The organism is Pseudanabaena mucicola FACHB-723 (genome assembly GCF_014696385.1).
Taxonomy (GTDB): domain Bacteria; phylum Cyanobacteriota; class Cyanobacteriia; order Pseudanabaenales; family Pseudanabaenaceae; genus Pseudanabaena.
Genome location: NZ_JACJQB010000004.1, coordinates 60,819 through 85,421 on the forward strand (window position 1 = coordinate 60,819; position 24,603 = coordinate 85,421).

The window sequence follows — 24,603 nt, forward strand, 5'->3', positions numbered from 1 at the left end:
AATTAACATTTTCAAAATATTTGTGAAAGCTTGGAAACTTATTGCTCCTGACCTTGTTTTGTCAGCGCCAATTTACACGATCACGCCGCAACTCATGGAAACCCATGGATTACGCGGCTTGATTTTAGACGTGGATAATACATTGATTGGTGATGATGAAGCCGATGCGTCGGAAGAAATTTGTCGTTGGGTAGAGCTAATGCGATCGCAATATCCCATCTGGCTAGCTAGTAATAATTTTAGCGATCGCCGTATTCAAAAAGTTGCCGAAAGTCTCAATCTTCCCTATCGCAGTCGTGCGGGTAAACCGTCACGTCGGGTAGTCCGTCAAGTTCTCGAAGCAATGGAACTGCCTGCGGCACAGGTGGCAATGGTGGGCGATCGTCTATTTACCGATACGATTGTGGGTAATCGGTTAGGACTATTTACAATTTTGGTACAGCCTCCTTGCGAAGAATTAGTATTCAAGCCATCGCTTGCCACTATGTTTAAGGCGCGATCGAGCTTTCTCCGTAATTGGGAAATCTGGATTGCTCGGAAATCGGGTGTAAAAATTTAAGGCTGTGGCTCTGTCACTGGAGCTTCGACAGGACGAATAATTGGTGGAGTGATGTCTGGTTCTGGTTTGAAGATCGCCGCGATCGCCTGTTGTAAAGTTTGCGCCATCACAATCCGATTTTCGTAAGCGACAATCACGCGGACTAGGGTCGGTAATTTGTTTTGGGTTGATTCTAAATACAGTGGTTCTACATATAAGAGCGATTGTTCAATGGGAATGATTAATAGATTGCCTTGAATTACCCGTGAACCTTGACGATTCCAGAGAGAAATTTGTTGAGAAATAACGGGATCTTGATTGATGCGGGCTTCGATTTGTTCTGGACCATAAACGAGTATTTGCTTCGGAAAAGTGTAGAGCAGTAACTTTCCATAGTTCTCTCCATCGGAACGAGCCGCTAACCAAGCTACTAAATTTGTACGTTCTTTGGGAGTAAACGGTAATAGGAGAATGAATTCTTCAAAGGGAACTTCAGGCAGACTCGTAATCAGATAATATGGATCAACGAGGCGAGGTTTATCGCCATAGACTTCATTGGGGATTTGCCATTGATCTTCACGGTTATAGAACACTTGCGCGTCAGTCATGTGATAGGTCATCAAGCGTTCTGATTGAATGGAGAAAAAATCGGCAGGATAGCGAAGGTGCTGGCGCAGAGTTGCAGGCATAGCGCTCAGAGGTTTTAATAAATCAGGAAAAATCTTTGACCATGTGCGAATCATTGGGTCACTGGGGTCGGCAATATAGAAGTCCACTTTGCCGTGATAGGCATCGATTACCACCTTGACGGAATTGCGAATGTAATTAATACCTTCTTTGCCAATATCGGAGTATGGATAGCGATCGCTAGTGGTGTAGGCATCAACGATCCAATAGAGATTACTGGGATCTTCTGTATTGCTTTTGGTACGGGCGGCAACGATGTAGGGGTCGCTGTCATATCGTAAAAATGGGGCGATTGCTTTAATTCGCTGCATGATGTTGCGGCGAAACAGTAACTTAGTTTCGGGCAGAAATTCAGGGGTGACTACCATGCGCCAATCGTTGAGATATTTAGCAAATAAAATCCTGCGCCAAAAGGAATTGAGGGCAATGCCACCGCGTCCATCGTAAATGTTGTACACATTGTCATTGTCGCTGGGATAGTCTAGTTCCTTAACTTTTGTGGCAGTCATCACATAGGTATCGGTATTTTCACCGTAATAGATGCGGGGCTGACCAATGGGGATACTATTCCGCACGGCTGGGCTAGATGTGGTGAGGGGAGTACCTTGAGTAACGCCGATATCTTTGATGAAGTATTCTGGCAAACCTCCTGCCCCAACCCGATTGACAGGGCTGAGGGTAAAGCCATAGCCATGGGTATAGATCAAATGCTGGTTTACCCAAGTTTGGGCTTCTTGGGGAACGGCGGTATAGTCTAATTCTCTGGCAGCGATGAGTACCTGCTGTTGGCTAGTTTTGCTATTTGTGGGACTAGAGTTTTGTTCACTGATCGTATAGCGATCGATATCGGCATCGGGGAAGCTGTAGTAGAGGCGAATTTGCTGAAGTTGACGATTGGTGGCGAGGAGTGGTTGTTGATCCCAAAGGCGAATATTGCGAACGGTGAGATCATTATCTTGAATTGACTTTTCGGTTAATTTACCCTGTGGGTTAAATACCTGTGAATTAATGCTTTCGAGTCCAAAGGCTTCGCGGGTAAGGGCGATCGTACGCTGGATATAGGGTTGTTCACGGGCAAGTTCATTGGGCTGCACAATCAGAGATTGCACGGCGATCGGTAAGCCGATACCGAGACCAATTGCCATGGTTAGATATATGGATAAAGCGGCAACTACAGGCTTGCGACTAACGGGTTGACGGTGAAATTTGATCCAGCGCAAAATTAAGTAAATTGCGATCGCAAAGGCTAAAAAACTCAGCCCTGTATATACGGGCAACTGCACCACCGTATCGGTATAGCTTGCGCCATAGGAAACGCCGCGTGGTGAATATAAAAGCTCATAGCGATTGAGCCAATAGCTAAATCCAATGACCAGCATCATCACGCCACCCATGCCATAGAGATGACGCTGTTGATCGTGGGAGATGCCGATAAACTTGCCTTCGCTGAGGCTACTGCCCGATAGGAGATAGGTTAAAAGTACGGCAATAAAACCGTATAGACCAATACTAACTAGACCAAATTCCAGAATTTCTAGGGTGGGTAAATTGAAAATATAAAAGCCAATGTCTTGATTAAAAACTGGCTCGGTGCGCTCAAAACTGGTGGGTTGAAAGTAGGGGATAATCCGCGTCCATTGTCGAGAAATCACCCATGCAGTTGAGCCACTGATCAAAACTGCGATCGCTTTTAAAAGAACCTTGGGATAGATAAGGATGCCAATTGCCACCACCAAAGTACCAATCGCAGCACGACTATCTTTGCTAATCTGGGCTAACAATTGGGCAATAGTTTCGGGGCGAAATAGAAACGGGGCAATCAGTGGGGTACTGGACTGGCTGGTTACAGGTCGCCATTGGGTAATCGCCACCTGTCCATAATGAATCAGCAGTAAACAGGTGAGTAAAGCTAAGCCCAACGTGAGGGGCAATAACCAACGTAAGCGTAGGGATGTGGGAATGTATTGGGGAAATTCACCCTGTTGATTCAATGATCGGCGGCGAGCTTTTAGTTGCTGACGGGCTACATCCCTAGGTAAATCGGCGTGCAGATCGGCATATTTGAGCCTTTGGGAAATATGTAAATTGCGGAATAAATAGAAGATTGCGATCGCAAAAGCACTAATTCCCAATCCCATCTGCACCGATAGCCGCACCAAGTACATGGGTAGGTAGCCCATTTCTTGAAACCATAAAATTTCTGCCCCCAGTCGCGCCACTATTTCGCTAATCAAAACTAAACCTAAAAGCCCCAAAAACAGCCACAGGTAATAATGCTTAGAGATATTCAATAGGTTTATTTTTGAAGGAATTAACTTCATGAATTTGTCTAAAAGCGAGGTTTATGATGAGCGTTCAGGGCTGTAAGTTGATGATACAGTCATTACAAGTCTTTTCTAACTAACAAAAATGGGAAACCTTCAGGGCAGAGATCTTCTTAGTTTGGCGGATTTGCAACCAAGCGAAATTCAGGAATTGCTGACATTAGCCAAACAACTCAAGGCAGGAGAAGTACAGTTTGACTTTCAGCGCAAAACCCTTGGCTTGCTCTTTCGCAAAGCATCGACTAGAACTAGAGTTAGCTTTACCGTCGCCATGCACCAACTGGGTGGACATGTAATCGACCTTGATCCTAATGTAACTCAAGTCAGTCGCGGCGAACCCATAGAAGATACTGCCAGAGTTCTCGATCGCTATTTAGATGTTTTGGCAATTCGCACCTTTGAGCAGGCGGAACTAGAAACCTTTGCCAAGTTCTCAAAGATGCCGATTATCAATGCCCTCAGCGATTTAGAGCATCCCTGCCAAGTTTTGGCGGACTTGTTGACGGTTATGGAAAACTTTGAATCTCTCAAGGGGCTAACCCTGACTTATCTTGGTGATGGTAATAATATGGCGCATTCGCTAATGATTGGCTGCGCTCTCGTCGGTATGAATGTGCGGATTGCCTCCCCTCAAGGTTTCATGCCCGATCCTAATGTTGTTGCTCAAGCTAAGGCACTCGCTCAAAATTCCGAGGTAATCGTCACCGACGACCCCAAATCAGCCGCACAGGATGTCCATGTGCTGTATACCGATGTCTGGGCAAGCATGGGACAAGAATCAGAGGCAGAGGATCGGATTCCCATTTTCCAACCCTATCAATTAAATGCAGGATTGATGGCTTTGGCACATAAAGATGCGATCGCCCTACATTGTTTGCCCGCCCACCGTGGCGAAGAAATTACCGCCGAAGTTATGGAAGGTGCTCAGTCAAGAATTTGGGATGAAGCCGAAAATCGTCTTCATGCTCAAAAAGCTTTACTAGCCAGTGTTTTGTAAGGACATTTTCAAAAACTCCCTTTAATTCCCCCTTGCCAAGGGGGAAGACTAAAAATTTCATTCCCTCCCTTTTGCAAGGGGAGGGCTAGGGAGGGGTTATTAATGAGGTTTTAGGAAAGCTGCTTAAATTCATCAATTAATGCCACGATTTTTGCGATCGCATTAGCATCTTCACTCTGCTGCATATTCTGAATATATTCATCACGACGACTATCGAGATCCGCAATTGCCGCTAGCAAACTCTCACGGGTTAAGTCCTCTTCCAATAGAACCGCACTATAACCACGCGCTTGAAATGACTTGGCATTAAGAATCTGATCACCACGGCTGGATAATTTTGATAGGGGAATGAGCAAATTGGGCTTGCGTAAAGTCAAAAATTCAAATACAGCATTTGCCCCTGACCGTGACACCACTAAATCTGCGATCGCTAAAATATCAGCGAGTTCGCTTCCCAAATATTCAAACTGTTGATAGTTGGGATGACCTTGCAGATTGACATCGAGATTGCCTTTACCGCAAGCATGAACAACTTGATATTTCTGAGTGAGCACATCTAAAACTGAACGAATTGCTTGATTAACTTTTGCTGAACCCGTACTACCACCCACCACAAAAAGCACGGGCAAATCATAATTAAAACCGCACAGCGCTCGACCGCGATCGCCATTGCCCAATAGAATATCAGGACGAATTGGTAGCCCCGTATGCTTTACCTTCGCGGCATATTTCGCTAAATGCTGCACAGTTTCGGGGAAGGTCACACAGACCTTCCGCGCAAAGGGAATGGATAGGCGATTGGCTAAACCTGAAGAAAAATCTGACTCATGGATAATCACAGGAATCCGTTGTAACCAGCTCGCGAAAATAACAGGGACAGTCACAAATCCGCCCTTAGAAAATACGACTTGCGGTTTAATTTTTGCGATCGCAAAGTAAGCATCAAATATGCCCTTAATCACTTTGAACGGATCGATAAAGTTCTGCCAATCAAAATAACGACGCAATTTCCCAGAGGAAATGCCGTAATAACGCAGTCCCGTTTCCGCAACCAATTGTTTCTCGATACCATTCTTTGAGCCAATATAGACAATTTCCCAGCCACTAGCCACAAGGTCAGGAATCAGCGCAATATTGGGACTAACATGTCCAGCCGTACCGCCACCTGTCAAGACAATTTTGCTTTTCTTGGCTGGCTGCAAATTGGGCGAAGTTTGAATTTGATTAGTTGCGCTCACGGTGTTTATTTGGTTCTGGCTATCTTGAATGATCGTGAGAATATGTAACTTTTCTCTGCGGTTATTGTAGCGACTGCGTGACAACTTTCATCTCTGGATGGTCTTGAATTTGTGTGAAAATTAATTTAGGGAATTGCTGAAAATCAACAAACAAAAAAATTAACGGGCAAATGCAAAAAATTTGGCAGAATCTCAAAACGCCAATCCGTAATACCATCAAATATACAAAAGCCTTAGCCAAGGGATACCCATTTCATTATGCAAGGCATCAACAGCCCCATCAAGCTGATCAATACTTGCATAAATGGATAGAGTTCGAGACTCCCATTCCCGATCGCGGCACTTCCGAAATTCGCGCTAATCGCATTTGGAATTTACAACTCGCAGCCCAGAAAATTAACTTTCTCAATTTACCGCCCAACAAAATTTTTGGTTTTAGCGATCGCATTGGCGCACCAACTAAGGCAAATGGATTTCGAGAAGCACCTGTATTTGTGAGGGGACAAGTGCTAACCGATGCAGGTGGGGGATTATGCCTAGTCGCCACTAATCTTTTTAATACTTTGCTATATGGGGGCTGTGAGATTTTAGAACGACATTGCCATAGCATCGATGCCTATGGCGAATCCAGATTTTACACCTTAGGTCAAGATGCTGCTGTTGCCCATGGCTACAAAGATTTAATCGTTCGCAACCAGAGTCATATCCCCTTGCAGATCAGATTTCGCATTCTTGCAGAGGACGGCAAGGTGGAGTCTAGTCTATGGGGGACTGCACCCAGACCTTGGCAAATTAAAGTAGCATCGCAAGTCTGCGAGCAGATCCATCCCCCCACTCCAGAATATCTATCGGGTTGGGTGGTGAAGACTGTTCGCTATATCCAGCCTAATGATGCAAAACCAGAAGTCTGGCAACAAGACTACGCAGCCATGAGTCGCTATGCACCCTGCGTTAAATCCTAAAAAAATGCACCTGCGGCTTTGCCGCAGGTGCATTTTCATGCAGGTAAAACTAGAGCTAAACTAGGGCAAATCAAATACTAGAATTTCAGCATTGCCTTGGCTGACGATCTGCAAATCGATATTGCGATCGCAAGAAATTGCATCTCCTCCCTTCAACAGTTGATCGCCCACTAACACATTACCTCGCGCCACCTGTATCCATGCATAACGATTTGGTTTAACCCTATGGGTTACAGCTATAGCATCTTCAAGAATGGAAGCATAAATATAGGCATCTTGATAGATTTTCACCGAGCCATCACGACCATCGGGCGAAGCAATTAACCGTAATTGGTTTAACTTCTCTTCCCGCGAGAAAGAAATTTGCTCATAACTAGGGGTGACATTTTGTTGATTCGGTAAAATCCATATTTGCAATAGATGCGCCGTTTCCGTTGCCGATGGATTGAACTCACTATGGGTAATCCCTGAGCCAGCACTCATGCGCTGCACATCCCCAACCCGAATTACCGAGCCGTTACCCATGCTATCTCTATGCTCTAAAGCTCCATCGAGCATATAGGTAATAATTTCCATATCACGATGGGGATGCGTGCCAAACCCTTTGCCCCCCGCAATCTGATCTTGGTTAATAACCCGCAATGCTCGAAATGCCATATGTTGCGGATCATAATAATTAGCAAAAGAGAAGGTGTGATAGCTATCTAGCCAACCGTGATTGGCATGTCCTCTTTCCTCCGATTTCCGAATAGTCAACATAGCGTTTATCTCCAAATGCGTTGATGATTCACAAATAAAATATAATCTAGTCACATTCTTTAAGTAAAGTATGCACTTTTTTGTAAGGTACATACTAAAAAGATACTATGGAAAAATACTCGAATTTGTTGACTTTTACTCCGATTGCACAGGGAGATTTCATAGATGCAGAACCCCGTGATCGCACTAGTTGTCCTGTCGAAGCTACCCTTGATGCGATTGGTGGTCGCTGGAAAGTTTTAATTTTGCATGAATTGTTTGGCGGCACAAGACGCTTTGGTGAGTTGCATCGCAGCCTACGTGGCATCACCCAAAAAATGCTCACGCAGCAATTGCGAGAGATGGAACAGGATGGACTGGTGCACCGTGAAGTCTATACTCAAGTGCCGCCCAAGGTGGAATATTCGCTCACGAATTTGGGGCAAACTTTGCGACCTGTACTTGATGCGATGCACCTGTGGGGCAAAAAGTATTTAGAGCAATAATCAAAAAGGTGACGCAAAGCGTCACCTTTTTGATTACTTTTAATGAATGGTTTGAGGGTTATTTGCCGCCTTTTTTGAGCGCTAGCACAAATTCCAATTCAGAAGTTTCTGGGTTGGGATAAGCAGCAGTACCAGCCAAGCCCTTAATTGATTGAATCACTGCCTTAGTCTCAGCATCTACTTCAGAGGGAGGCAAGAAACCTTGGAAAATGCTCCAAGTCTTGTCAACATCAATGTAGAAGTAGCCCACATTAGTGGTAGGCAAAGTGCTAACAATTGACTTGAAGTTAGCATCAGCGTCGAGGGCGCTAGCGGGCTTAGGTACGAACAGCGACACAATTGGTGCTGCCGTGAAAAATAGAGTGTCTTGTTGACTCCAACCGTGGGCAACAATTGCACCAGCACCAGGGGCAGACCATTCGGTAACCGATACGCCACTTACGTCTTTTTTGGCGACCTGTGCACCATTTTTAGAGGCAAAGTCATCTAACTTGGCTAATAGCGACTCACCTGCGGCGCGGTTGGTGGTTTGGAGCAAGATCAATGGTGCGAGCCCTTGAGTTTGTGCCAAGATGCCCTCTGGCTTGCTAGAGACGGATGCGATCGCAAATTCACCATCCATCCATCCAAAGATATCTTTATCAAGATCGATTGCTAAGGGGGAAGACTTCAGTTGCTTTCTCACTTCTTCGATGCCTTCCTTCAGTTCAGGAGAGCTATCTGCGGATTTGACAAACTGTTCCCAAGAGTTCTTGATGTTAAAGCCACTGATCACACTAAAGGCTTGGGAAGGAACCTGTCCAAGAACTTTATTGGGGGAATTGGTAAAACCTGCGATCGCATTCGGGTCAAATTTACTAATTGCCTTAAAGCGAATACCTACATCGTCAATACCAAAGCCCATGTTTAAGGACTTCACCTTCTTCAATTGTGCCAATGATTCTGGGGGAATTGTTTCTGCTTCAGGGCTGAGGGCGGCTAGCTCAACAATGGACTCGCCAAAATTAGGAATATAGACCTGAGCAACGGAATTTTGTAATTTGAGATCGTCTTTGCTGGCGGAAGTCGCAAGGGATGGCCCACCACTAAAGGTGTCAATCGCTTTTTGGGTTACCTGTTCGTAGGGAGAAATCACTAAATAATTGCCAACCATTGCCGAGGCACTAGCCTTGTCCCCTTCACCGTACTGAGTAATTTTGACACCCTTATAGTCAGATTGTTTTTCCTTACCACCTGACTTAGCCTTTACCTTTTCAGTCAAAAATTTCTCAGCGCCAGCCTTATCCTTAACTTCAAGGACAAGCAGAATATTAGGAGGTGCTTCGGATGTAGGTTTGTCCTGCACAAATTGGATAGAACCTGTGTCGCTCATGGGGACATAGCGAGGTGCGGCGGATTTTAACTGACGAGGTGCGGCGCTGGTGGCTCTGTCCTTGGGTAAAATTGCGATCGAGACATTCTTACCAATCCAAGGTTTTACATCTTTTTCATAGTCAAAATCCGATGACGAAAGTCCCTTTTTGAATTCAGCTAGGGCTTGATCGTAGATTTTCTTGGTTTCTGGTGACAAAAACTGTTCCAGTTTCGCCAATGCTTCACCATCAGTCGATAGTGAAATTGACATTACTGATTGCTGTGGCACTACAGTTAATGTACCTGCGGTGCTAGCTGTAGGCGCGGTGACTGTCTTATTAAAAAAGAAATAAGCACCTATGCCACCAGCAACCACCACAGCCGCACCGCCAATAATTGGCAGCAAATTTGGCTTTGTTTCTGTCATATTTTAAAACCTCAGAATTTTAATTTCAAAATGTCAGTATAGTACCTAACCCCAAAATACCCATAGACAGGCATCATCGATCAAGGGTGAGTTTAATCACATCTACACAGGCTTTTAATCTGAAATGTAAGCGACAGAATCATTTACCAGTCAAGCCATGCGGGGATTATTTGCCATGCTTGCTTGAGAGATTTATCTAACAATTTGTAATTTGGCTCAAACTTTCTAACTAATTGCCAAAATTTATCCGAATGATTCATGTGTGCCGTGTGACATAGTTCATGAACTAGGACGTATTCAACGACATTAGGTTCTAGAAATAGCAATTTGTAATTGAGGCTAATATTGCGATCGCAAGAGCAACTACCCCACAGTGTCTTTTGACTGCGTACCGTTGTAGTGCGATAGGGCAACTGGATGTTAATGCTGACTTGGCGTAACCAACTGCTCAAATGCTTTTCTGCTTTTTTAATCAGCCATTTTTTTAAGAAAAATTTGCAAGCAATTACATCGGTAATATCCCCATTAACCACCAACTTGAATTGGGTTTTATCCTCACGAATACTGATTGCCCTAGCTCTGGTCGGGACTTGCTGATATTCAATGTGCCACTCCTCATTTAGCGATCGCAAATTAATTTTGGTTGGCAACTCATGGGGCGATTGAGCCTGAAAAAATGCTTCCCTCTGATTCAATTTGAGTTGATTGCGTGTAATCCAATCACGCTTTTTTTCGACAATCTCAGGAATCTTGTGGTGATCATAATTAGTAGGAATCACAACCTCTAAACCCGCCTCCACCGATAGCGACAGGCGTACACACTTGGCACGATCACTCACACGGACTGTATAAGTAGGGATCTCAGCCGTAGTCAAAGATTGAGAACTCGATGCCATAGGTTTAACGGTATTTCTAGTTTTTGACTTGAATTTTTGCCTTTAGTTTTGAATCAAAATTGTCCCTGAGAAAACAGCAGCAAGTCGATCTCGCTCACGATGGGCATTAGCGCGATCGGTATAGGTACGCACCTGAATATAGGGCTTGCCCTTGAATGTGGTTGGAAAAGCATCAGGAATCATTTCCCGCACTTTTTTTAAGGTGTTGGAATTATTATTGGGAATCAAGACCCGATAGCGGGTCGTGGCGCTAGCTTGACTTGATGGGGCTTGGCTGGATTTAGGAGGGTTAGAGGGTTTAGGATTAGCAGTAGTCGCACTTGCCACAGGTTCAGCAATTAAAGCAGCTCCCACAATTTGCGCTGCCAGCCCTTGACTGCGTAATCTTGTAGCAATTGCGTTGGCGCTTTCTCGGCTCGATAGGGGTGCGGAAATAATCACCGAGCGATTATTAAATGTGGCTAGAGAGGCACTTTTGCCCGTTTGCGATCGCACTTGAGCAAGAGCAGTATTTGGCTCAGCGTTTAGCTCCACTAGCACCATGGATGCCTGTAAATTGCTAGGAATATTATTCACCTTGCTCGAAAAGGAATGAATCACCGCATCTAGTCCAAGGCGGCGTAATTGCCCCGCCCGAAAGGAGGCTGCGTCCACATTATCAAACCCCCCAAAAAAAGTCATTGAGGCATTGAGATAATTACAAGGTATCGCAGCGATCGCCAAAAATTCTGGCAACTGGGGCAATTGATTGGCAGGGCGATCGAGTATCACCACATAGCGACGATTGGTTAATTTTGCACAAAGCAATGGGGGCGGAGAAACTGCCTGAGCATTTGCCATGGTTGGCATCAGCGCCGAGATACTCGTCAAAAAAATCAGTCCAGCCGCCGAGTTAATTAGACGTGACCAGAGGAAAGCACTGCCTTGCATATTCATAGACCTAATCATGGTCAAAAACAAAATCAGACTTAAAAACAAGGCTTGCTATGCAAGCCTTGTTTTTAACCTTCCCAAATTTTAGCGATAACTGTCTGTGGGTTGATCTCACCGATGGCTTGACCACTAGTTGCTTTTACATATTTGATTTGATTTTCGGCAATCGGTAGTAATACTGCTGCCTCTGTATTAGAGCCTAAAATTGCCACCAGTGCCGTGCCAACCGCAACACCTAGTTGCATTGCATCACCTTCTGCACAAATAAATAGATTTGCTGCCGCTACCATTGCGGTCAGCTTGCCAATATCAGAGGGACTAGTGATTAACAAATTAGGAACTTTAAGGGCTAATTGCTGCAATAGTGTCGCATTATTCACGCTATCGACTGCCACAATCGGTAAGTTGGGCAATTTAGCTTGCATATCGAGGGCAATTGTTGCCCAGCTAGCCGCAGGATAATTGGCTAAAGCACCACAATTGAGCAGAATAAAACCACTTTGTTGAATACCTAAACGTTTCTGCTCGCTAGCCGCCCAGTCCAAATCACTTTTGGGCAGATTGACCTTAATTGGTGGACAGGATTTCTGAATATTGAGCGCCATCAGCAAGTTATGTCTTTGCACGGCGGCATAGGCTTCTGCATCAAATGCAATGACATCCGTTAGCAAAAAGTCGCCTTCTCCTGCAAAGGAGATGCGCTTAGGAATGCCACTGAGCCATAACAGCAGATTTCTGGAAAAGCTCGGCTGAGTCAAAATTGCAGCATCATATTCGCGATCGCGAATTGTACCGAGTAAGTTACCAAAATCAGCCAGAGAATTGCGATCGCTAAAGTCAAACTTGAGGACGCGGTTCACAGATTGGCAAACACGATAAGCTGCCATTGCCCGTGGCTCGACCACCACATCGATCTCGGCATTGGGATACTGTTGTTTGAGGGTATCCAGTGTCGGGAAAAATAGTAACTGCTCGCTAGTCCCACCTGGAACCAATGCCAGTATTCGCATCATATTTATACATCTCTAGACGAAGACCGTAAGTAATATTACTTTGTTTTTGGAAGTTGATACAGACACCAAAACTACACTGCGGCAAATTGACAAGTCCTTGAAAAAAATATTTTGTTACCACTTGTGTAAATGCACCAAGCAGTAGTAATATTATTAACGGTTAAATGGCGAGTGTAGCCAAGTGGTTAAGGCAGTGGTTTGTGGTACCACCATTCGTGGGTTCAATTCCCATCATTCGCCCTTCTCAAAGAAAAGCCAACAACACCACAAAAGAAAACAGGTCGTGCATTGCACGACCTGTTTTCTTTTGTGGTGTTGTAACTAACGCTCTGTGTTAATCACAACACCACTTTAATAGTTAATTAATGAAACTATTGGCACTTCTGGCAAAGCCTGTCTACCATTGAGAAAATCTAGTTCAATCAAAAATCCATAACCAACTAGTTCTGCCCCAGACTGCTCAACTAGCTTGGCAGTTGCGGCTGCCGTGCCACCCGTGGCGATGACATCATCAATGATGATCACCCGCTCACCCGTTGCGATCGCATCTTGATGGATTTCTAGGGCATCAGTGCCATATTCCAATTCATATTCGGCGCGAAATACGGCTGAGGGTAACTTTTTGGGCTTGCGGACTGGTACAAAGCTGCAACCTAGAGCCATGGCAAGGGGTGCGCCAAGAATAAATCCCCGTGATTCTGTCCCAACTACGGTATCAATTGCGCTGATATTTAGTTCTGCAAATTTTGTTTGGAAACCCTGAATAATTTTGGTTAATCCTTGCGGATGGGCGAGTAGTGGCGTAATATCTCGAAAAATGATGCCCTGTTGAGGAAAATCAGGTATATCGCGGATAATACTTTTAAAGTCCATAGGGTTAATGGCGAAATAACTTCCCAATCTTAATCTGTATTTGCGCTTACATCTGCTGCTTGACTAGCACCATGACTCGATTGACCGCATCTTGCACAAATATTTTAAGAAACTCGTCGCGGCGATTGAGCTGAAATTGGCGTTGGACGACCTCGGCAATACCACCATCACCCCAATCCCGATCGCGACTGAAATATTCAATAAAACTTTTACCTGCGATGCGCGTGAGATAAGCAGCCGTCACCGACTGAATTGTGGCTTTGAGGGCTAACCCGACCACAGTTACCGAAATGACTGTGGTGATGATTTGGACTACGCCTTTAACGATGCCAAGACTGACGAGGGTGCGGGTAAGGGAATTTGCTAACTCTTTGCCACGCTCGATGTTAATTTCACAACTATAGACTTTGCCGATTTCCACCACCATCTGGGCATTGATCGCGGCTGTGGCTAGCATATCGACAACGGGCAAGGGGGTGGCAAAGACTACGCCCACAACTAGCCATTGAAATTTTTCGACGACCTTGTCTGCTTCTGCCTGTTGCTGCTGCGATAGGGCTTCGCGAGTGGCGGCAGTCAAACTTTGCGATCGCAATAACACATTATCCGCCACTAACTCATCGCCTTCATAGCTGAGGATATCGAGCAATCGCGTTAGTAACGGCTGGATTTTGGGTTTGGGTTGGACAACTTCGCCAGATTCGAGGGTGATGGGTGTGGGACTAGCTGCTATGGCAACCACATCTTCAGGGGGAATCAATCCGAAAACTCGCGATCGCAAATTGGTATGAATGATTTCGCGATCGGCTTTGGTGAGCCGATCAATTTTATTAAAAGCCAGAACAGTCCGTTTGCCAATTTCCGTTAGGGCTTTAAGCACCTCATATTCCGAACGCCGCAGATCATCATCCACCACAAACACGATTAAATCTGCCTCTGTGGCGATGGTTCTTGCTTCCTGTTCCCGATCGCTACCCAAGGCACTCGCCTCTAAAATACCGGGGCAGTCAGTAATTTGCACAGGTACATCTAAGTTTGGGAACTTTACAGGCGGATAAACTTTGCCCAGTTGGGTCGTTCCCATGGTTGCACCGACTGTCCCCCTAGCCTCAATATCTTGACTTGCCAGATCTAGCAAGCCATTGACTAGTGAAGTTTTCCCCGCCGAACCAACCCCAAAGACAACTACCCGCAATTCCTGACGGATGAAATTCTGTTTTAGTTGTTCTGTTTGGGCTGCTAACGAACGGCGCATCACCTCATCTTGAATTTGCTGCACCTGCCGCTCTAGGGATTCCAGACTATCTTGTGCCGCTTCAATTTTGTCGGTGGGAGCTTCAGGTATGGGACGGGGGGTAGAGGGTTCAGATTGAAATAGTCGTAAATAGTGCCAAATCAACCAAAATAGCCCGAATAACAAGCCAATGACTAACAGCACTACAAAGCCGCCTAAAATCGGTGAAGATGTGGCAACCAGTTGATAGATTTGGATAATCCGATCCAATAGTGGCACGATGAAGGAAATGACGAGTCCAAAGCATCCTAAAACCAGTAGCGATCGCAACCAAGGGAATTTTTTCTTCATGGGCTTTTTCATGGACTTATGGCAAATTCTCGGTGATGCGACGCTTTGCCCACCACCTTGAGACTAGTTTCTCGGTTTCTACCCACAAGACCAGTAGCAAACTAAAGCCAAAGCATAAACTTAGCTCTGGCAAAGAGAGGGCATCTGTACCAAAAAAATCCCTGAATGGTGGCACATAGAGCAAAGAAAGCTGCAAAATTGTGGTGAATACCACAGAAATTAAGAGATAGGGATTTGCGATCGGGTTCAACTCAATAATTAGTTTGGAATCGGAACGACAAGCAAGGGCATGTCCCATTTGAGCAATACAGAGAGTTGTGAATGTAATCGTTTTCCAGTGAGCTTGCCATGCGGGATTGTCGGAATTGTAGATTAGTTCCATTAAGGCGATGGTTTGTAGCCCAAACACCACCCCAATTCGCAAAATATACCAACCTAATCCCCTTGCAAAAATATTCTCTTGGGGATGAAAAGGCGGATGTTGCATTACATCATCTTCTGACGGCTCAACGGCAAGGGCAAGCGCTGGCACACCATCGGTGACTAGGTTCATCCAGAGGATCTGTAAAGGCGTGAGGGGAATTGAATTTACATTTAAAAATGGTGTGGATGCGATCGCAATTACTTCCCCGACATTACTACCCAAAATGTACTTAATAAAGCGGCGAATATTTGCGTAGACTGTACGCCCTTCTTCTGTAGCTGCGACAATAGTCGCGTAGTTGTCATCCAGCAAAATCATATCGCTGGCCTCCTTGGAGACATCCGTTCCCGTCATTCCCATAGCAATGCCAATATTTGCCTGTTTCAATGCAGGAGCGTCATTGACCCCATCCCCTGTCATGGCGACCACTTCACCTCGACGCTGCAATGCTTGCACAATCCGCAATTTATGCTCTGGCGACACTCTGGCATAGACAGAGGTTTTACTAGAGATCGCTGTTAACTCGTCATCGCTCATCAATTCGATTTCCTGACCCGTTAAAACGCGATCACAATCGGGATAAAAGATATTTAAATCACGGGCAATGGCTTGGGCAGTTAATTGGTGATCACCTGTGATCATCGTTGTGTGGATGCCCGCCTGACGACTAACCTGCACTGCTGCTGCCGCTTCGGCTCTCAGTGCGTCACGAATACCGACTAAGCCCAACCAAACGAGATTATTTTCAATGTTCGTCAGTTCCTCTTCCGTTGGTAGATGATCGAGGGGTAAATAGGCAAAGCCTAAAACACGCATTCCCTTTGAGGCAAGTAAGGTATTTTGAATATTGATGGCGGTGCGCTGGGAAATGGAAATGAAGTTGATGGCTTTATCAACTTGAATGCGATCGCAACGGCTTAAAACTAATTCGGGAGAACCTTTGCAAAATAGAAAATAGGGTTGATTGGGTAATAACGCGGCAATGGTTCGCATCGATTCGGGCGTATCTTCGGCAGCAATATTCTTGATCGCGGCAATGGCACTCATCAGCTTACGCTCCGAGGTAAAGGGAATTTCCGCGACTCTCGTGAAATAGTGAGTGCATTGTGCTTGCCAAAGGTTGGCTTTTCCTGCCAAGGTCAGCAACGCCCCTTCCGTTGGGTCGCCAATGATTTTCCATTGCGCGTGACCATTAATCTGCTCATTAAGGCGATTTAGCTGGCGATGATTCGATTGACTTGGAGATTGACTTACAGCAGGGCGCTTTTGCAAGTAGGAATCGTTACATATTGCACTCGCTGCCAATAATAGTTGCAGCTCCGCACATTGATAAACACTGATATCACTTGCCAGCATATCGCCCGCTAGTCTTGCGATCGCAAATTCCCCAATCGGCTCATACCCCGTGCCACTCACCTGCGCTGTGTAGCTATTGGTGAAAATATTTTCCGCCACCATTTTGTTCTGGGTCAGCGTTCCTGTCTTGTCAGAGCAAATCATGGTCACAGAGCCAAGGGTTTCCACCGCAGGCAGTTTCCGAATCAGGGCATTGCGGCGCACCATCCTCTGTGTACCTAGCGCTAAGGTCACTGTAATCACCGCAGGTAATCCTTCTGGCACAGCGGCAACCGCCATGCTCAGCGAGGTATTTAATAAATTAACAAAGTTGCCACTCCGCGATAGTCCGATCGCAATCACAAGCGCCACAAAAATTAAGGAGGCAATCACTAAAGCCTTAGACAGCTCACCCATGCGTTTTTGCAATGGAGTCTCTTCCAATTCCACATCTTGCAAGAGGTTCGCAATCTTCCCTAATTCCGTTTGCATCCCCGTGGCGGTCACCAGCATCATCCCCCGACCTTGCAATACTTCAGTTCCTTGAAAAACCATATTGCGACGATCGCCCAGTGATTCATCGGCATCAAACAATTGATCGGCAAACTTATTTACTCCCTGCGATTCTCCAGTCAAAGATCCTTCTCTTACCTTGAGCTTCACCGCTTCGAGCAAGCGTCCATCGGCTGCAATCTGCATTCCTGCGTCCAGAAATACAATGTCGCCAATCACCAATTCCGCCGATAGAACTTCCGTAACTTTCCCTTCTCGTAACACCCGCACATTCGGAGCCGCCATTTTTTTCAAGGCAGCAAGGGCATCCTCGGCACGGCTTTCTTGTACATAGCCTAAAATACCGTTAAGAATAACAATCGCTGAAATTGCGATCGCATCTTTAGGAAATTGTCCCATTCGCAAATCTAACCCTGCTGACACGAGGGCAACCCCCATCAACATTAGCAACATCACATTGGTAAATTGATCAATGAAGATACTTAGCTTTGTTCTGCCCGCCTTACCGTTTAACTCATTTCGTCCATAAACGGTTTGGCGATCAGTTATTTGCCAACCCTCCAGCCCTACTTCTGGATTCACATCCAAAATTGCGATCGCATCATCGATCGTGAGCGCGTGCCAAGTTTGCGGATTCGGAGAATTGGTCATTTGATGATTTTGCCAACTATCGGGATGCCTAGATTTATAGCTGTCGCCAATCTTGTTAGGACAGAAAACCAGAAGATGAGTTGCGGCGCTTCGCGCCGCAACTCGCTTCTTGGGTTTTAATTTGTCCTTAGACAAGTGGTGGTAGCTATAAATAATGCTGAGATAACTATCAGTTTAAGCCTATCAGAGTCTGTGATACAGTTGATTTTAAGGCTGAAACCTCCAAAACCTTTATCAATCAAGCTCTGCTATGTCCTACGATTCTCCTCGCATTGCCAAAGTCCACCGCAAAACTGGCGAAACCGATGTTACGGTGGCGCTTAATCTTGATGGCACAGGCAAAGGAAACATTAATACTGGGATTCCCTTTCTCGACCACATGTTGCATCAGATCTGCTCCCACGGGTTGATTGATCTAGATGTGCAAGCCACAGGGGATCTCCATATCGATGATCATCACACCAATGAGGATGTGGGAATTGTATTGGGGCAGGCGCTAGGGCAAGCCTTAGGCGATCGCAAGGGAATTAATCGCTTTGGTCATTTTGTGGCTCCCCTCGATGAAGCTTTGGTACAGGTTGCCCTCGATTTTTCGGGTCGTCCCTATTTAGTCTATGGTCTAGTTATTCCCAATCAACGGGTGGGAACCTATGACACAGAGCTGGTGAAAGAGTTTTTTCAAGCTGTAGTCAATCACGCGCAAATGACTTTACATATCAGACTGTTAGAAAGCGGTAACTCTCACCACATAATCGAAGCAGGATTTAAAGCCTTTGCCCGTGCCATCAAAATGGCTGTCGAAGTTGATCCGCGCCGTGCCTCGGTAATTCCTAGTTCTAAAGGCGTTTTATAATCTTTAGCTCCGTGTCGTGCTTTGCACGACACGGAGCTAACCAATTTATTTGCAAGAGGTAGTTTATGGCTCCTATGGCTTTAGGCGATCGCATTGAGTTTGGATTTTGGGAAGCTGGCTGCATGATTTGGGTCGGTGCAAAGGATTTTGTCAGCAAAGATTATGATGGCTTTTGCAACTTAATTTGGAACCAAGACAATCCCAAATTACAAGAAGCTATCTTTGAGCAGAAAGCTTTTTTAGCGATGGATCTCTATCAGGATGACGGCTACAATGTCCGCGTTGTCATGGGCGACCTTAACGAACAAGAGCGTGATGAGTGGGTAGCGCGAGTACGTTGGCGACTAGACTTGTCCTGTGGACAGATGGTGGTATCAGGTGTACTTGGTGATGATGATTTTGATGAGATTCAAGATGCAACTGCGATCGCAAATAGCGAAGATTGTTTGCAATGCTATGTCACCGTTCCCCCCAATGAGTATCAAGTCGAAATCTATTCCTATGCCCCCAGTGATATCACAACTGCATGGAATCAGATTACAGGTTCGGATCTATTTCCGATCGCAGAAGGGATTGAACCAGAGCCTTTAAGGGCATATTTTGAGAGAACCCGTCCTCATACACCAGTTCCTGCATGGATTGGTTGCGAAATCGAGGAAGACCCCGATCGTCGTAGAAAATATTACAAAGAAGCTTATTCCCTGCATTACACCGATTTTGTAATTCGTCTCTCCCCTATTCTCGAAGATTTACCACCACCAGAGCTATCAGAAAGCGGAGCCGTAAAATGGGAATTCCGCAAACCAGAGCGTTGTCCCCTTGGTTTAGTTCGGCAGCGCTAACAAAAAAGCACCCAAAGGGTGCTTTTTTGTTTATAAACGACCTGCTCTAACTGCATTCGCGAGATCCGTCAGCGTCTCGACGGTCTGCTCAAAATTGATGCAACCGTCAGTGATGCTCTTGCCGTATTCCAACTTATTTAAATCCTTGGGAAAAGGTTGTTTACCACGATTGAGATGGCTTTCGAGCATGATGCCCACAATATTTTCGGAGCCATTCCGCACTTGCTCAGCAATATCTTGCAGCACAATCGGCTGATTTTTGTAATCTTGTCCGCTATTGTCATGACTGCAATCGACCATCATGTAAGGCAATAAATTGCGATCGCGAAGACGATTTGCGATCGCATCCACATGGGTTTTATCGTAGTTGGGGCCTTGTTTGCCACCACGTAGCACGATATGTCCGTCAGGATTTCCCGTCGTCGTCACAATGCTAGACCTTCCCTCATTGCTCACACCGAGAAAACGGTGGGGCTGACGTGCTGACAAAAGGGCATTAATCGCCACATCAATACTGCCATCGGTGCCATTTTTGAAACCAACGGGCATCGATAGACCAGAAGACATTTCTCGGTGAGTTTGGCTTTCGGTAGTTCTTGCGCCGATCGCTGTCCAAGAGATCAGATCTGCTAAGTATTGAGGCACGATCGGATCAAGTAATTCAGTGGCACTAGGCAAGCCTAGTTTGGCGACATCGAGCAGTAGCTCCCGCGCCATGCGTAGACCATAGTTAATATCAAATGTGCCATTGAGGTGGGGGTCATTGATTAGCCCTTTCCAACCGATGGTGGTGCGTGGCTTCTCGAAGTAGACACGCATCACAATTTCAAGGGAATCACTAACCTGATCACGAAATTTGGCTAATTTTTCGGCATATTCTCGAGCAGCTTTGACATCATGAATTGAGCAAGGACCAACTACCACTAATAGGCGACGATCACTACCATTTAAAATATTGCGAATCCTGTCTCTGGCACTGGACACAACTTTTGCGATCGCAGAGGTAATTGGCAATTCAGTTTTTAACTCTACAGGTGCAAGCAGTGGACAGGTTTCGACTACATGTAGATCGCTAGTTTTGATTTGATCTAATTCTGCTATGTCTTGACTAGAAATTTGGGCGACTTCAGTTGGCGGCACGCTATTTAACTCCATATAAATATCTACTTATACTTTAGCCTCCTACAGTGGTTAACGTATCCCACGGATAAATTTTTGTTACAAGGTCAAGGGCAAAAATTGACAGGGGCGTACCCGACAAATTTGACATAATCGGCGCAGTTGTAAGTAGCTAGGCATAATTATCATTTATGCGCCTAGAGACCAAAAAACTAAAGCACAAAAAGTTCATCTACCTAAGTACATTGCTAGTGACGAAGCACGCACTTTTAAGCCAAATCTTTTGATGAAATTACTGTAAAAAGCAAGGTACAGATATCATGTTATGTAGCGATGGATAGCTGCACCTTGCAACCTGCCTCTTTTCATGGGGGAGCATGATCTGAGACATTTCTGAAAATGTGCAGAGCTAACGGTAAACAACTAGGCTTAGCAAACCGAGAAATTGCCTAAGCCTAGTTAGGATTACCATGATTTAAACTCCTGCACATAAGCCCTATATATAAAAATGTCATGCAAAAACAACAGTTGCGAAAAGCACTTCTGTTCAGAACGACTATTTTTTGTAAATTCTTTCATCTATTCCCATGACATATAGATTAGCACATAGTGGGAAAGATAAATTGTATTACCATCCTGAAATAATCTTGTTCATAGTGGTTTCCTTAATACCACTGACGTTGTTGATGATGTCCTCGATACATTGAAACTTATGATCAGGTTGCAGAAGTCTTTGTGCATAAATTGGTTGAGCAAGTTTTCGCTGGCTTGGTTTGAATTGCGATAATTTACGCTCTAAATCAGCAAAACTGAGAGTATTAAAATCATTGAGCACCTGTAAGGAACTAGGAGCATCATTATTAATAGAAGGTTTGCTTTTTGCTTTGGGTTTAGAACTAGATTCTTTAGTTTTAGTAGTGTTTCTAGAAGTTTTAGGTTTAGTGATTTTCTCTGGGGTAGATTCTGTTTGGATTGCTAACTCAACAGCTTGATTGATAGGAACAAGAGCTAAAAGTTGCTTAATATCAAGCAAACCAGCATTTAATTGCTGCGTAATTTGATTGGCAAATACTTGCAAACTAGAGTTAACCCGTTCTTCGACAACCCGATCGATTGATGCGGAAAGTTTTTGTTCTAAGTGATTTGAGATAGATTGTTCTAATTGAGCTAAATCTATTTGTTGGGTAGGAACTTTCTCTCTGGCTGGCTGAGGCTCAGTGGTGGTGGGTAATGAATGCGATCGCAAAAATTGGTACTGTTCCAAAATTGTTGACTCTAAATCAGGTGGGACAACATAAGCCCTAATTGCCGTAAATTGCTCATCTATTTCTTGAGCTTTCAGCGCCGCCAAATATTCAAAATGTCCCTCTAGCACCTCAAAGGAAATGGGAGAAATTTTGCGTAATAGAATCGGACTGACTGTATCGCCAGCCGCTAAGAATAAGTTTGCCAGATGCTCAATCTGACTTGACGGAAAATGAGGAATTACTGATTCTGGTCTTGAAATCGTATCGAGATCAACCGAAGACGTTAATAAACTCATCTGTGTAGTCCTATTTTTTCAAGAATTTCATTGGCTAACTCTTCAAACTCGGCGGCAGACATCGAATCAGGCTTAAAGTCAAAAATAGACTTAGGATCAGGGATCTGGCGATCGCCTTCCATCACAAAGTTATCGATGGCGCGTGATAGGTCTTCTCGTTGAAAAATGCGAGTCTCTAACACTGGGAATCCATAACGCTCGGCAACAACTTTTTCCTGCTTGGGTAAAGTCGCTTTGATGTAATTAGCATTTGTCAAAATTTTAGAAGGTAATACCCCAAGCACATTGATTGCAGGTTGATTAATAAAAACACGAAACTCATCAATTTCTTCGACAAAGTTTTTGACATTGCGTAAACCTTCATTGGCGAATGGTTTAAGGTCTGAAGGAATGATTAAATAATCGCAGGCAATGAGAGCGATTTTGGCGTATAAATTGAGGGAAGGTGGAGTGTCAATTAGAACTACATCATAATCATCTTTTACCAGTTCTAATTTTTTAACTAAATGGGTTTTAGAACTATCTTTGTCAACCAGTCTTGCTTCTTGCCAAATCAAATTGATATGGGCAGGAATTACATCAACTTCAGGATAAGTAAAACTACCTTTTAAGGCAACTTCAGGAATGTAATTGGATTTGGGATAGAAGACAACATTGTAAATATTACTGTCTTTGAGGGTGTCTTCTTCTTCAGTGTCAAACTTCATCAAGCCAGCCGCATAGGTTGTATTTGCCTGACTATCTAAGTCAATAATTAACACCCTTAACCCTTTACGACTCATCGCCGCCGCAAGATTGATTGTGGTGGTGGTTTTGCCAACCCCACCTTTGTTGTGATAAATTGCGATCGTTTTCATAGTCTTTAAAAAATTAGTTTCTGGATTAAGGATTTCGATATTGTCAGCTTTAAGAGAGATGACATTTGACTGATCTGGAAAATTGATTGCATGGCTAGATTTATTGTTAATTCCTGCTAATTTATCTCTACCAACAATATCTTTGATTTTCTCGATTTTATCAGTAATATCTGCCCCTTGGCATTGAAATATTAGATCGATATGGTCATTATTAAGTTGATAAATACGGAAATCTTTGCCATTGGTTAAGATTCCATACATCACTTGTAATTTAGTTAAATAGCGCTGTAATCGTCGTACATGAAGATTAAGATTTTGTTTGGGATGCTTTGCCTCTATGACTACACAAACCCTAGGAGATGAATCAATAATATTAGGAAAAATCTGAGAAGTTAAAGCCAGAAAATCTAGACGAATACTCCCAAGTGCGACCTCCTGATGCCATTTACTTGAGTCATAACCAAGAGCTGGTAAAAGATACTGCACAATTAATTTGCTTTCAACTTCGCTCTCATTACGGCAAAGTTTTGGATCGAAATTCATTACTAAAGCACAAAATATTCATTACATTTTAATTGTAAATGTCGCCAAAATTTAGTGATATCTTCATTAATTAGGGCATTTAAGGCAAAAATGCCAGATTCCTCTAAAAATTAAGTGTGGATCGCTCGCGTTTACACCTAAGCCCCAATCTCGTAGCTGATCGCCATCTCCACCTGTGATGATCACAGAGCTTTGAGGAAATTGCGATCGCCAATCATTTATATAAGTTTGCAAACCTGCTAGTAATATTTGAGAAATTCCTGCTTGAATCGAGCTAGTTGTATCTTTGCCCCAGCGTTCTGGCAAAATCTTAGGAATTTCTAGTTCGGGTAAGGCTGCCGTGTTTTGATGCAAACAAGCAAATTGCGAGCGCAAACCCGCCATAATTGCCCCACCAACTAAATTTTTCTCGGCATCAATCCCCGTTAATGTAATCGCTGTCCCCGCATCAATTACTAAAACTGGATAGCCATAGGATTGTCCCGCCCCAAAAGCTGCTAAAGCGCGATCGCATCCCATCGTTGCATAAAGTCCTTGCAGAGGAACATCAACTGTTTTCAGGATTTTAGTTTGCGGTAGATCATGCCAAATAGTAATTAATTCAGGAACAACGGTTGCGATCGCAATCCTCGCAAAATCTCTAGCTCCAAGTCTGGCTTCGAGCATTGCTAATTGATCATGAGGATAAGCATAGGCTTCCTGAATTTGTTGATTGCGATCAAAAACTACAGCCTTAATTCTGGTGTTGCCAATTGCGATCGCAAGATGTTTAGTCACAGATCACTTACCAGTCAATATAAATATCATTAAAGCAGAAATTTCTAGTTCGTTTATACTTATGTTTAGACATACT

The 24,603-nt window shown here is 44.4% G+C and carries 20 protein-coding genes and 1 tRNA gene; 7 read left to right on the plus strand and 14 right to left on the minus strand.

Going from position 1 to position 24,603, the window contains the following annotated elements:
* Nucleotides 1-16: 16 nt before the first annotated feature.
* Nucleotides 17-559, plus strand: a complete 543-nt coding sequence (locus tag H6F41_RS03895) for a YqeG family HAD IIIA-type phosphatase (protein ID WP_190402240.1) — start codon at nt 17-19, stop codon at nt 557-559.
* Here the strand turns inward: H6F41_RS03895 and H6F41_RS03900 are convergent.
* Nucleotides 556-3,546, minus strand: a complete 2,991-nt coding sequence (locus H6F41_RS03900; RefSeq protein ID WP_190402172.1) for a UPF0182 family protein — start codon at nt 3,544-3,546, stop codon at nt 556-558. The genes H6F41_RS03895 and H6F41_RS03900 overlap by 4 nt on opposite strands.
* Before the next feature lie 88 nt (nt 3,547-3,634).
* Between H6F41_RS03900 and argF the strand changes: the two genes are divergently transcribed.
* A complete protein-coding gene (gene argF, locus H6F41_RS03905) occupies nt 3,635-4,546 on the plus strand; it encodes an ornithine carbamoyltransferase (protein ID WP_190402173.1) in 912 nt (303 codons plus the stop codon).
* Between the two features lie 110 nt (nt 4,547-4,656).
* On the opposite strand, the gene H6F41_RS03910 is transcribed toward argF, so the two are convergent.
* Entirely contained in the window at nt 4,657-5,784 is a 1,128-nt protein-coding gene (locus H6F41_RS03910; RefSeq protein WP_408962531.1) for an undecaprenyldiphospho-muramoylpentapeptide beta-N-acetylglucosaminyltransferase, read from the minus strand.
* A 170-nt stretch (nt 5,785-5,954) separates the two neighbouring features.
* Between H6F41_RS03910 and H6F41_RS03915 the strand changes: the two genes are divergently transcribed.
* Nucleotides 5,955-6,746 carry a VanW family protein gene (locus H6F41_RS03915; RefSeq protein ID WP_190402174.1) on the plus strand — a complete coding sequence of 264 codons (792 nt, stop codon included), beginning with the start codon at nt 5,955-5,957 and terminating at the stop codon, nt 6,744-6,746.
* Nucleotides 6,747-6,806: 60 nt separating this feature from the next.
* Here the strand turns inward: H6F41_RS03915 and H6F41_RS03920 are convergent, their stop codons facing one another.
* Entirely contained in the window at nt 6,807-7,505 is a 699-nt protein-coding gene (locus tag H6F41_RS03920; RefSeq protein ID WP_190402175.1) for a pirin family protein, read from the minus strand.
* Between the two features lie 107 nt (nt 7,506-7,612).
* Here H6F41_RS03920 and H6F41_RS03925 point away from each other — a divergent pair, with 107 nt between their 5' ends.
* Entirely contained in the window at nt 7,613-7,990 is a 378-nt protein-coding gene (locus H6F41_RS03925) for a winged helix-turn-helix transcriptional regulator (protein WP_190402176.1), read from the plus strand.
* A gap of 58 nt (nt 7,991-8,048) precedes the next feature.
* Here the strand turns inward: H6F41_RS03925 and H6F41_RS03930 are convergent, their stop codons facing one another.
* From H6F41_RS03930 to H6F41_RS03945, 4 genes are all read right to left on the minus strand, one after another.
* Nucleotides 8,049-9,770, minus strand: coding sequence for a DUF3352 domain-containing protein (locus tag H6F41_RS03930; protein WP_190402177.1), 1,722 nt, complete (start codon nt 9,768-9,770; stop codon nt 8,049-8,051).
* 143 nt (nt 9,771-9,913) lie between these two features.
* Nucleotides 9,914-10,666 (minus strand): M48 family metallopeptidase, encoded by a 753-nt coding sequence (locus H6F41_RS03935; RefSeq protein WP_190402178.1) that lies wholly within the window; start codon nt 10,664-10,666, stop codon nt 9,914-9,916.
* Between the two features lie 42 nt (nt 10,667-10,708).
* Complete coding sequence (locus H6F41_RS03940; protein ID WP_190402179.1) at nt 10,709-11,596, minus strand: hypothetical protein; 888 nt, start codon at nt 11,594-11,596, stop codon at nt 10,709-10,711.
* Nucleotides 11,597-11,667: 71 nt separating this feature from the next.
* On the minus strand, nt 11,668-12,612 hold the full coding sequence (locus tag H6F41_RS03945; protein WP_190402180.1) for a glycosyltransferase family 9 protein: 945 nt from the start codon (nt 12,610-12,612) through the stop codon (nt 11,668-11,670).
* A gap of 167 nt (nt 12,613-12,779) precedes the next feature.
* On the opposite strand from H6F41_RS03945, the gene H6F41_RS03950 reads away from it, so the two are divergent.
* Nucleotides 12,780-12,852: transfer RNA gene (locus tag H6F41_RS03950), tRNA-His, on the plus strand.
* 111 nt (nt 12,853-12,963) lie between these two features.
* Here H6F41_RS03950 and H6F41_RS03955 read toward each other — a convergent pair.
* Genes H6F41_RS03955 through H6F41_RS03965 form a run of 3 tightly spaced genes read right to left on the minus strand, consistent with a single transcriptional unit; the run spans nt 12,964 to nt 17,993 of the window.
* On the minus strand, nt 12,964-13,485 hold the full coding sequence (locus tag H6F41_RS03955) for an adenine phosphoribosyltransferase (protein WP_190402181.1): 522 nt from the start codon (nt 13,483-13,485) through the stop codon (nt 12,964-12,966).
* A gap of 46 nt (nt 13,486-13,531) precedes the next feature.
* Complete coding sequence (locus H6F41_RS03960; RefSeq protein ID WP_190402182.1) at nt 13,532-15,070, minus strand: YcjF family protein; 1,539 nt, start codon at nt 15,068-15,070, stop codon at nt 13,532-13,534.
* Nucleotides 15,071-15,086: 16 nt separating this feature from the next.
* On the minus strand, nt 15,087-17,993 hold the full coding sequence (locus H6F41_RS03965) for a cation-translocating P-type ATPase (protein WP_190402183.1): 2,907 nt from the start codon (nt 17,991-17,993) through the stop codon (nt 15,087-15,089).
* 250 nt (nt 17,994-18,243) lie between these two features.
* On the opposite strand from H6F41_RS03965, the gene hisB reads away from it, so the two are divergent.
* Together hisB and H6F41_RS03975 are read left to right on the plus strand one after the other, a co-directional pair.
* The gene (gene hisB, locus H6F41_RS03970) at nt 18,244-18,846 is read left to right on the plus strand and encodes an imidazoleglycerol-phosphate dehydratase HisB (RefSeq protein WP_190402184.1); all 603 of its coding nucleotides are present in this window, start codon (nt 18,244-18,246) and stop codon (nt 18,844-18,846) included.
* Between the two features lie 65 nt (nt 18,847-18,911).
* A complete protein-coding gene (locus tag H6F41_RS03975) occupies nt 18,912-19,688 on the plus strand; it encodes a hypothetical protein (protein ID WP_190402185.1) in 777 nt (258 codons plus the stop codon).
* A 30-nt stretch (nt 19,689-19,718) separates the two neighbouring features.
* Here the strand turns inward: H6F41_RS03975 and H6F41_RS03980 are convergent, their stop codons facing one another.
* The 4 genes from H6F41_RS03980 to H6F41_RS03995 all read right to left on the minus strand — a co-directional run bounded on the left by H6F41_RS03980 (nt 19,719) and on the right by H6F41_RS03995 (nt 24,527).
* Nucleotides 19,719-20,843 carry a 3-deoxy-7-phosphoheptulonate synthase gene (locus H6F41_RS03980; RefSeq protein WP_190402186.1) on the minus strand — a complete coding sequence of 375 codons (1,125 nt, stop codon included), beginning with the start codon at nt 20,841-20,843 and terminating at the stop codon, nt 19,719-19,721.
* 592 nt (nt 20,844-21,435) lie between these two features.
* On the minus strand, nt 21,436-22,350 hold the full coding sequence (locus tag H6F41_RS03985) for a hypothetical protein (RefSeq protein WP_190402187.1): 915 nt from the start codon (nt 22,348-22,350) through the stop codon (nt 21,436-21,438).
* Entirely contained in the window at nt 22,347-23,750 is a 1,404-nt protein-coding gene (locus H6F41_RS03990; protein WP_190402188.1) for an AAA family ATPase, read from the minus strand. Before H6F41_RS03990 ends, H6F41_RS03985 begins: the two co-directional genes overlap by 4 nt.
* Nucleotides 23,751-23,816: 66 nt before the next feature.
* Complete coding sequence (locus H6F41_RS03995) at nt 23,817-24,527, minus strand: type III pantothenate kinase (protein WP_190402189.1); 711 nt, start codon at nt 24,525-24,527, stop codon at nt 23,817-23,819.
* Between the last annotated feature and the right edge of the window lie 76 nt (nt 24,528-24,603).

What these genes read in the sequence shown, in the direction of transcription:
- H6F41_RS03900 (WP_190402172.1), bottom strand. Translation starts at nt 3,546, where the DNA reads ATGAAGTTAATTCCTTCAAAAATAAACCTATTGAATATCTCTAAGCAT.
- argF (WP_190402173.1), top strand. Translation starts at nt 3,635, where the DNA reads ATGGGAAACCTTCAGGGCAGAGATCTTCTTAGTTTGGCGGATTTGCAA.
- H6F41_RS03915 (WP_190402174.1), top strand. Translation starts at nt 5,955, where the DNA reads ATGCAAAAAATTTGGCAGAATCTCAAAACGCCAATCCGTAATACCATC.
- H6F41_RS03920 (WP_190402175.1), bottom strand. Translation starts at nt 7,505, where the DNA reads ATGTTGACTATTCGGAAATCGGAGGAAAGAGGACATGCCAATCACGGT.
- H6F41_RS03925 (WP_190402176.1), top strand. Translation starts at nt 7,613, where the DNA reads ATGGAAAAATACTCGAATTTGTTGACTTTTACTCCGATTGCACAGGGA.
- H6F41_RS03930 (WP_190402177.1), bottom strand. Translation starts at nt 9,770, where the DNA reads ATGACAGAAACAAAGCCAAATTTGCTGCCAATTATTGGCGGTGCGGCT.
- H6F41_RS03935 (WP_190402178.1), bottom strand. Translation starts at nt 10,666, where the DNA reads ATGGCATCGAGTTCTCAATCTTTGACTACGGCTGAGATCCCTACTTAT.
- H6F41_RS03940 (WP_190402179.1), bottom strand. Translation starts at nt 11,596, where the DNA reads ATGCAAGGCAGTGCTTTCCTCTGGTCACGTCTAATTAACTCGGCGGCT.
- H6F41_RS03945 (WP_190402180.1), bottom strand. Translation starts at nt 12,612, where the DNA reads ATGATGCGAATACTGGCATTGGTTCCAGGTGGGACTAGCGAGCAGTTA.
- H6F41_RS03955 (WP_190402181.1), bottom strand. Translation starts at nt 13,485, where the DNA reads ATGGACTTTAAAAGTATTATCCGCGATATACCTGATTTTCCTCAACAG.
- H6F41_RS03960 (WP_190402182.1), bottom strand. Translation starts at nt 15,070, where the DNA reads ATGAAGAAAAAATTCCCTTGGTTGCGATCGCTACTGGTTTTAGGATGC.
- H6F41_RS03965 (WP_190402183.1), bottom strand. Translation starts at nt 17,993, where the DNA reads ATGACCAATTCTCCGAATCCGCAAACTTGGCACGCGCTCACGATCGAT.
- hisB (WP_190402184.1), top strand. Translation starts at nt 18,244, where the DNA reads ATGTCCTACGATTCTCCTCGCATTGCCAAAGTCCACCGCAAAACTGGC.
- H6F41_RS03975 (WP_190402185.1), top strand. Translation starts at nt 18,912, where the DNA reads ATGGCTCCTATGGCTTTAGGCGATCGCATTGAGTTTGGATTTTGGGAA.
- H6F41_RS03980 (WP_190402186.1), bottom strand. Translation starts at nt 20,843, where the DNA reads ATGGAGTTAAATAGCGTGCCGCCAACTGAAGTCGCCCAAATTTCTAGT.
- H6F41_RS03985 (WP_190402187.1), bottom strand. Translation starts at nt 22,350, where the DNA reads ATGAGTTTATTAACGTCTTCGGTTGATCTCGATACGATTTCAAGACCA.
- H6F41_RS03990 (WP_190402188.1), bottom strand. Translation starts at nt 23,750, where the DNA reads ATGAATTTCGATCCAAAACTTTGCCGTAATGAGAGCGAAGTTGAAAGC.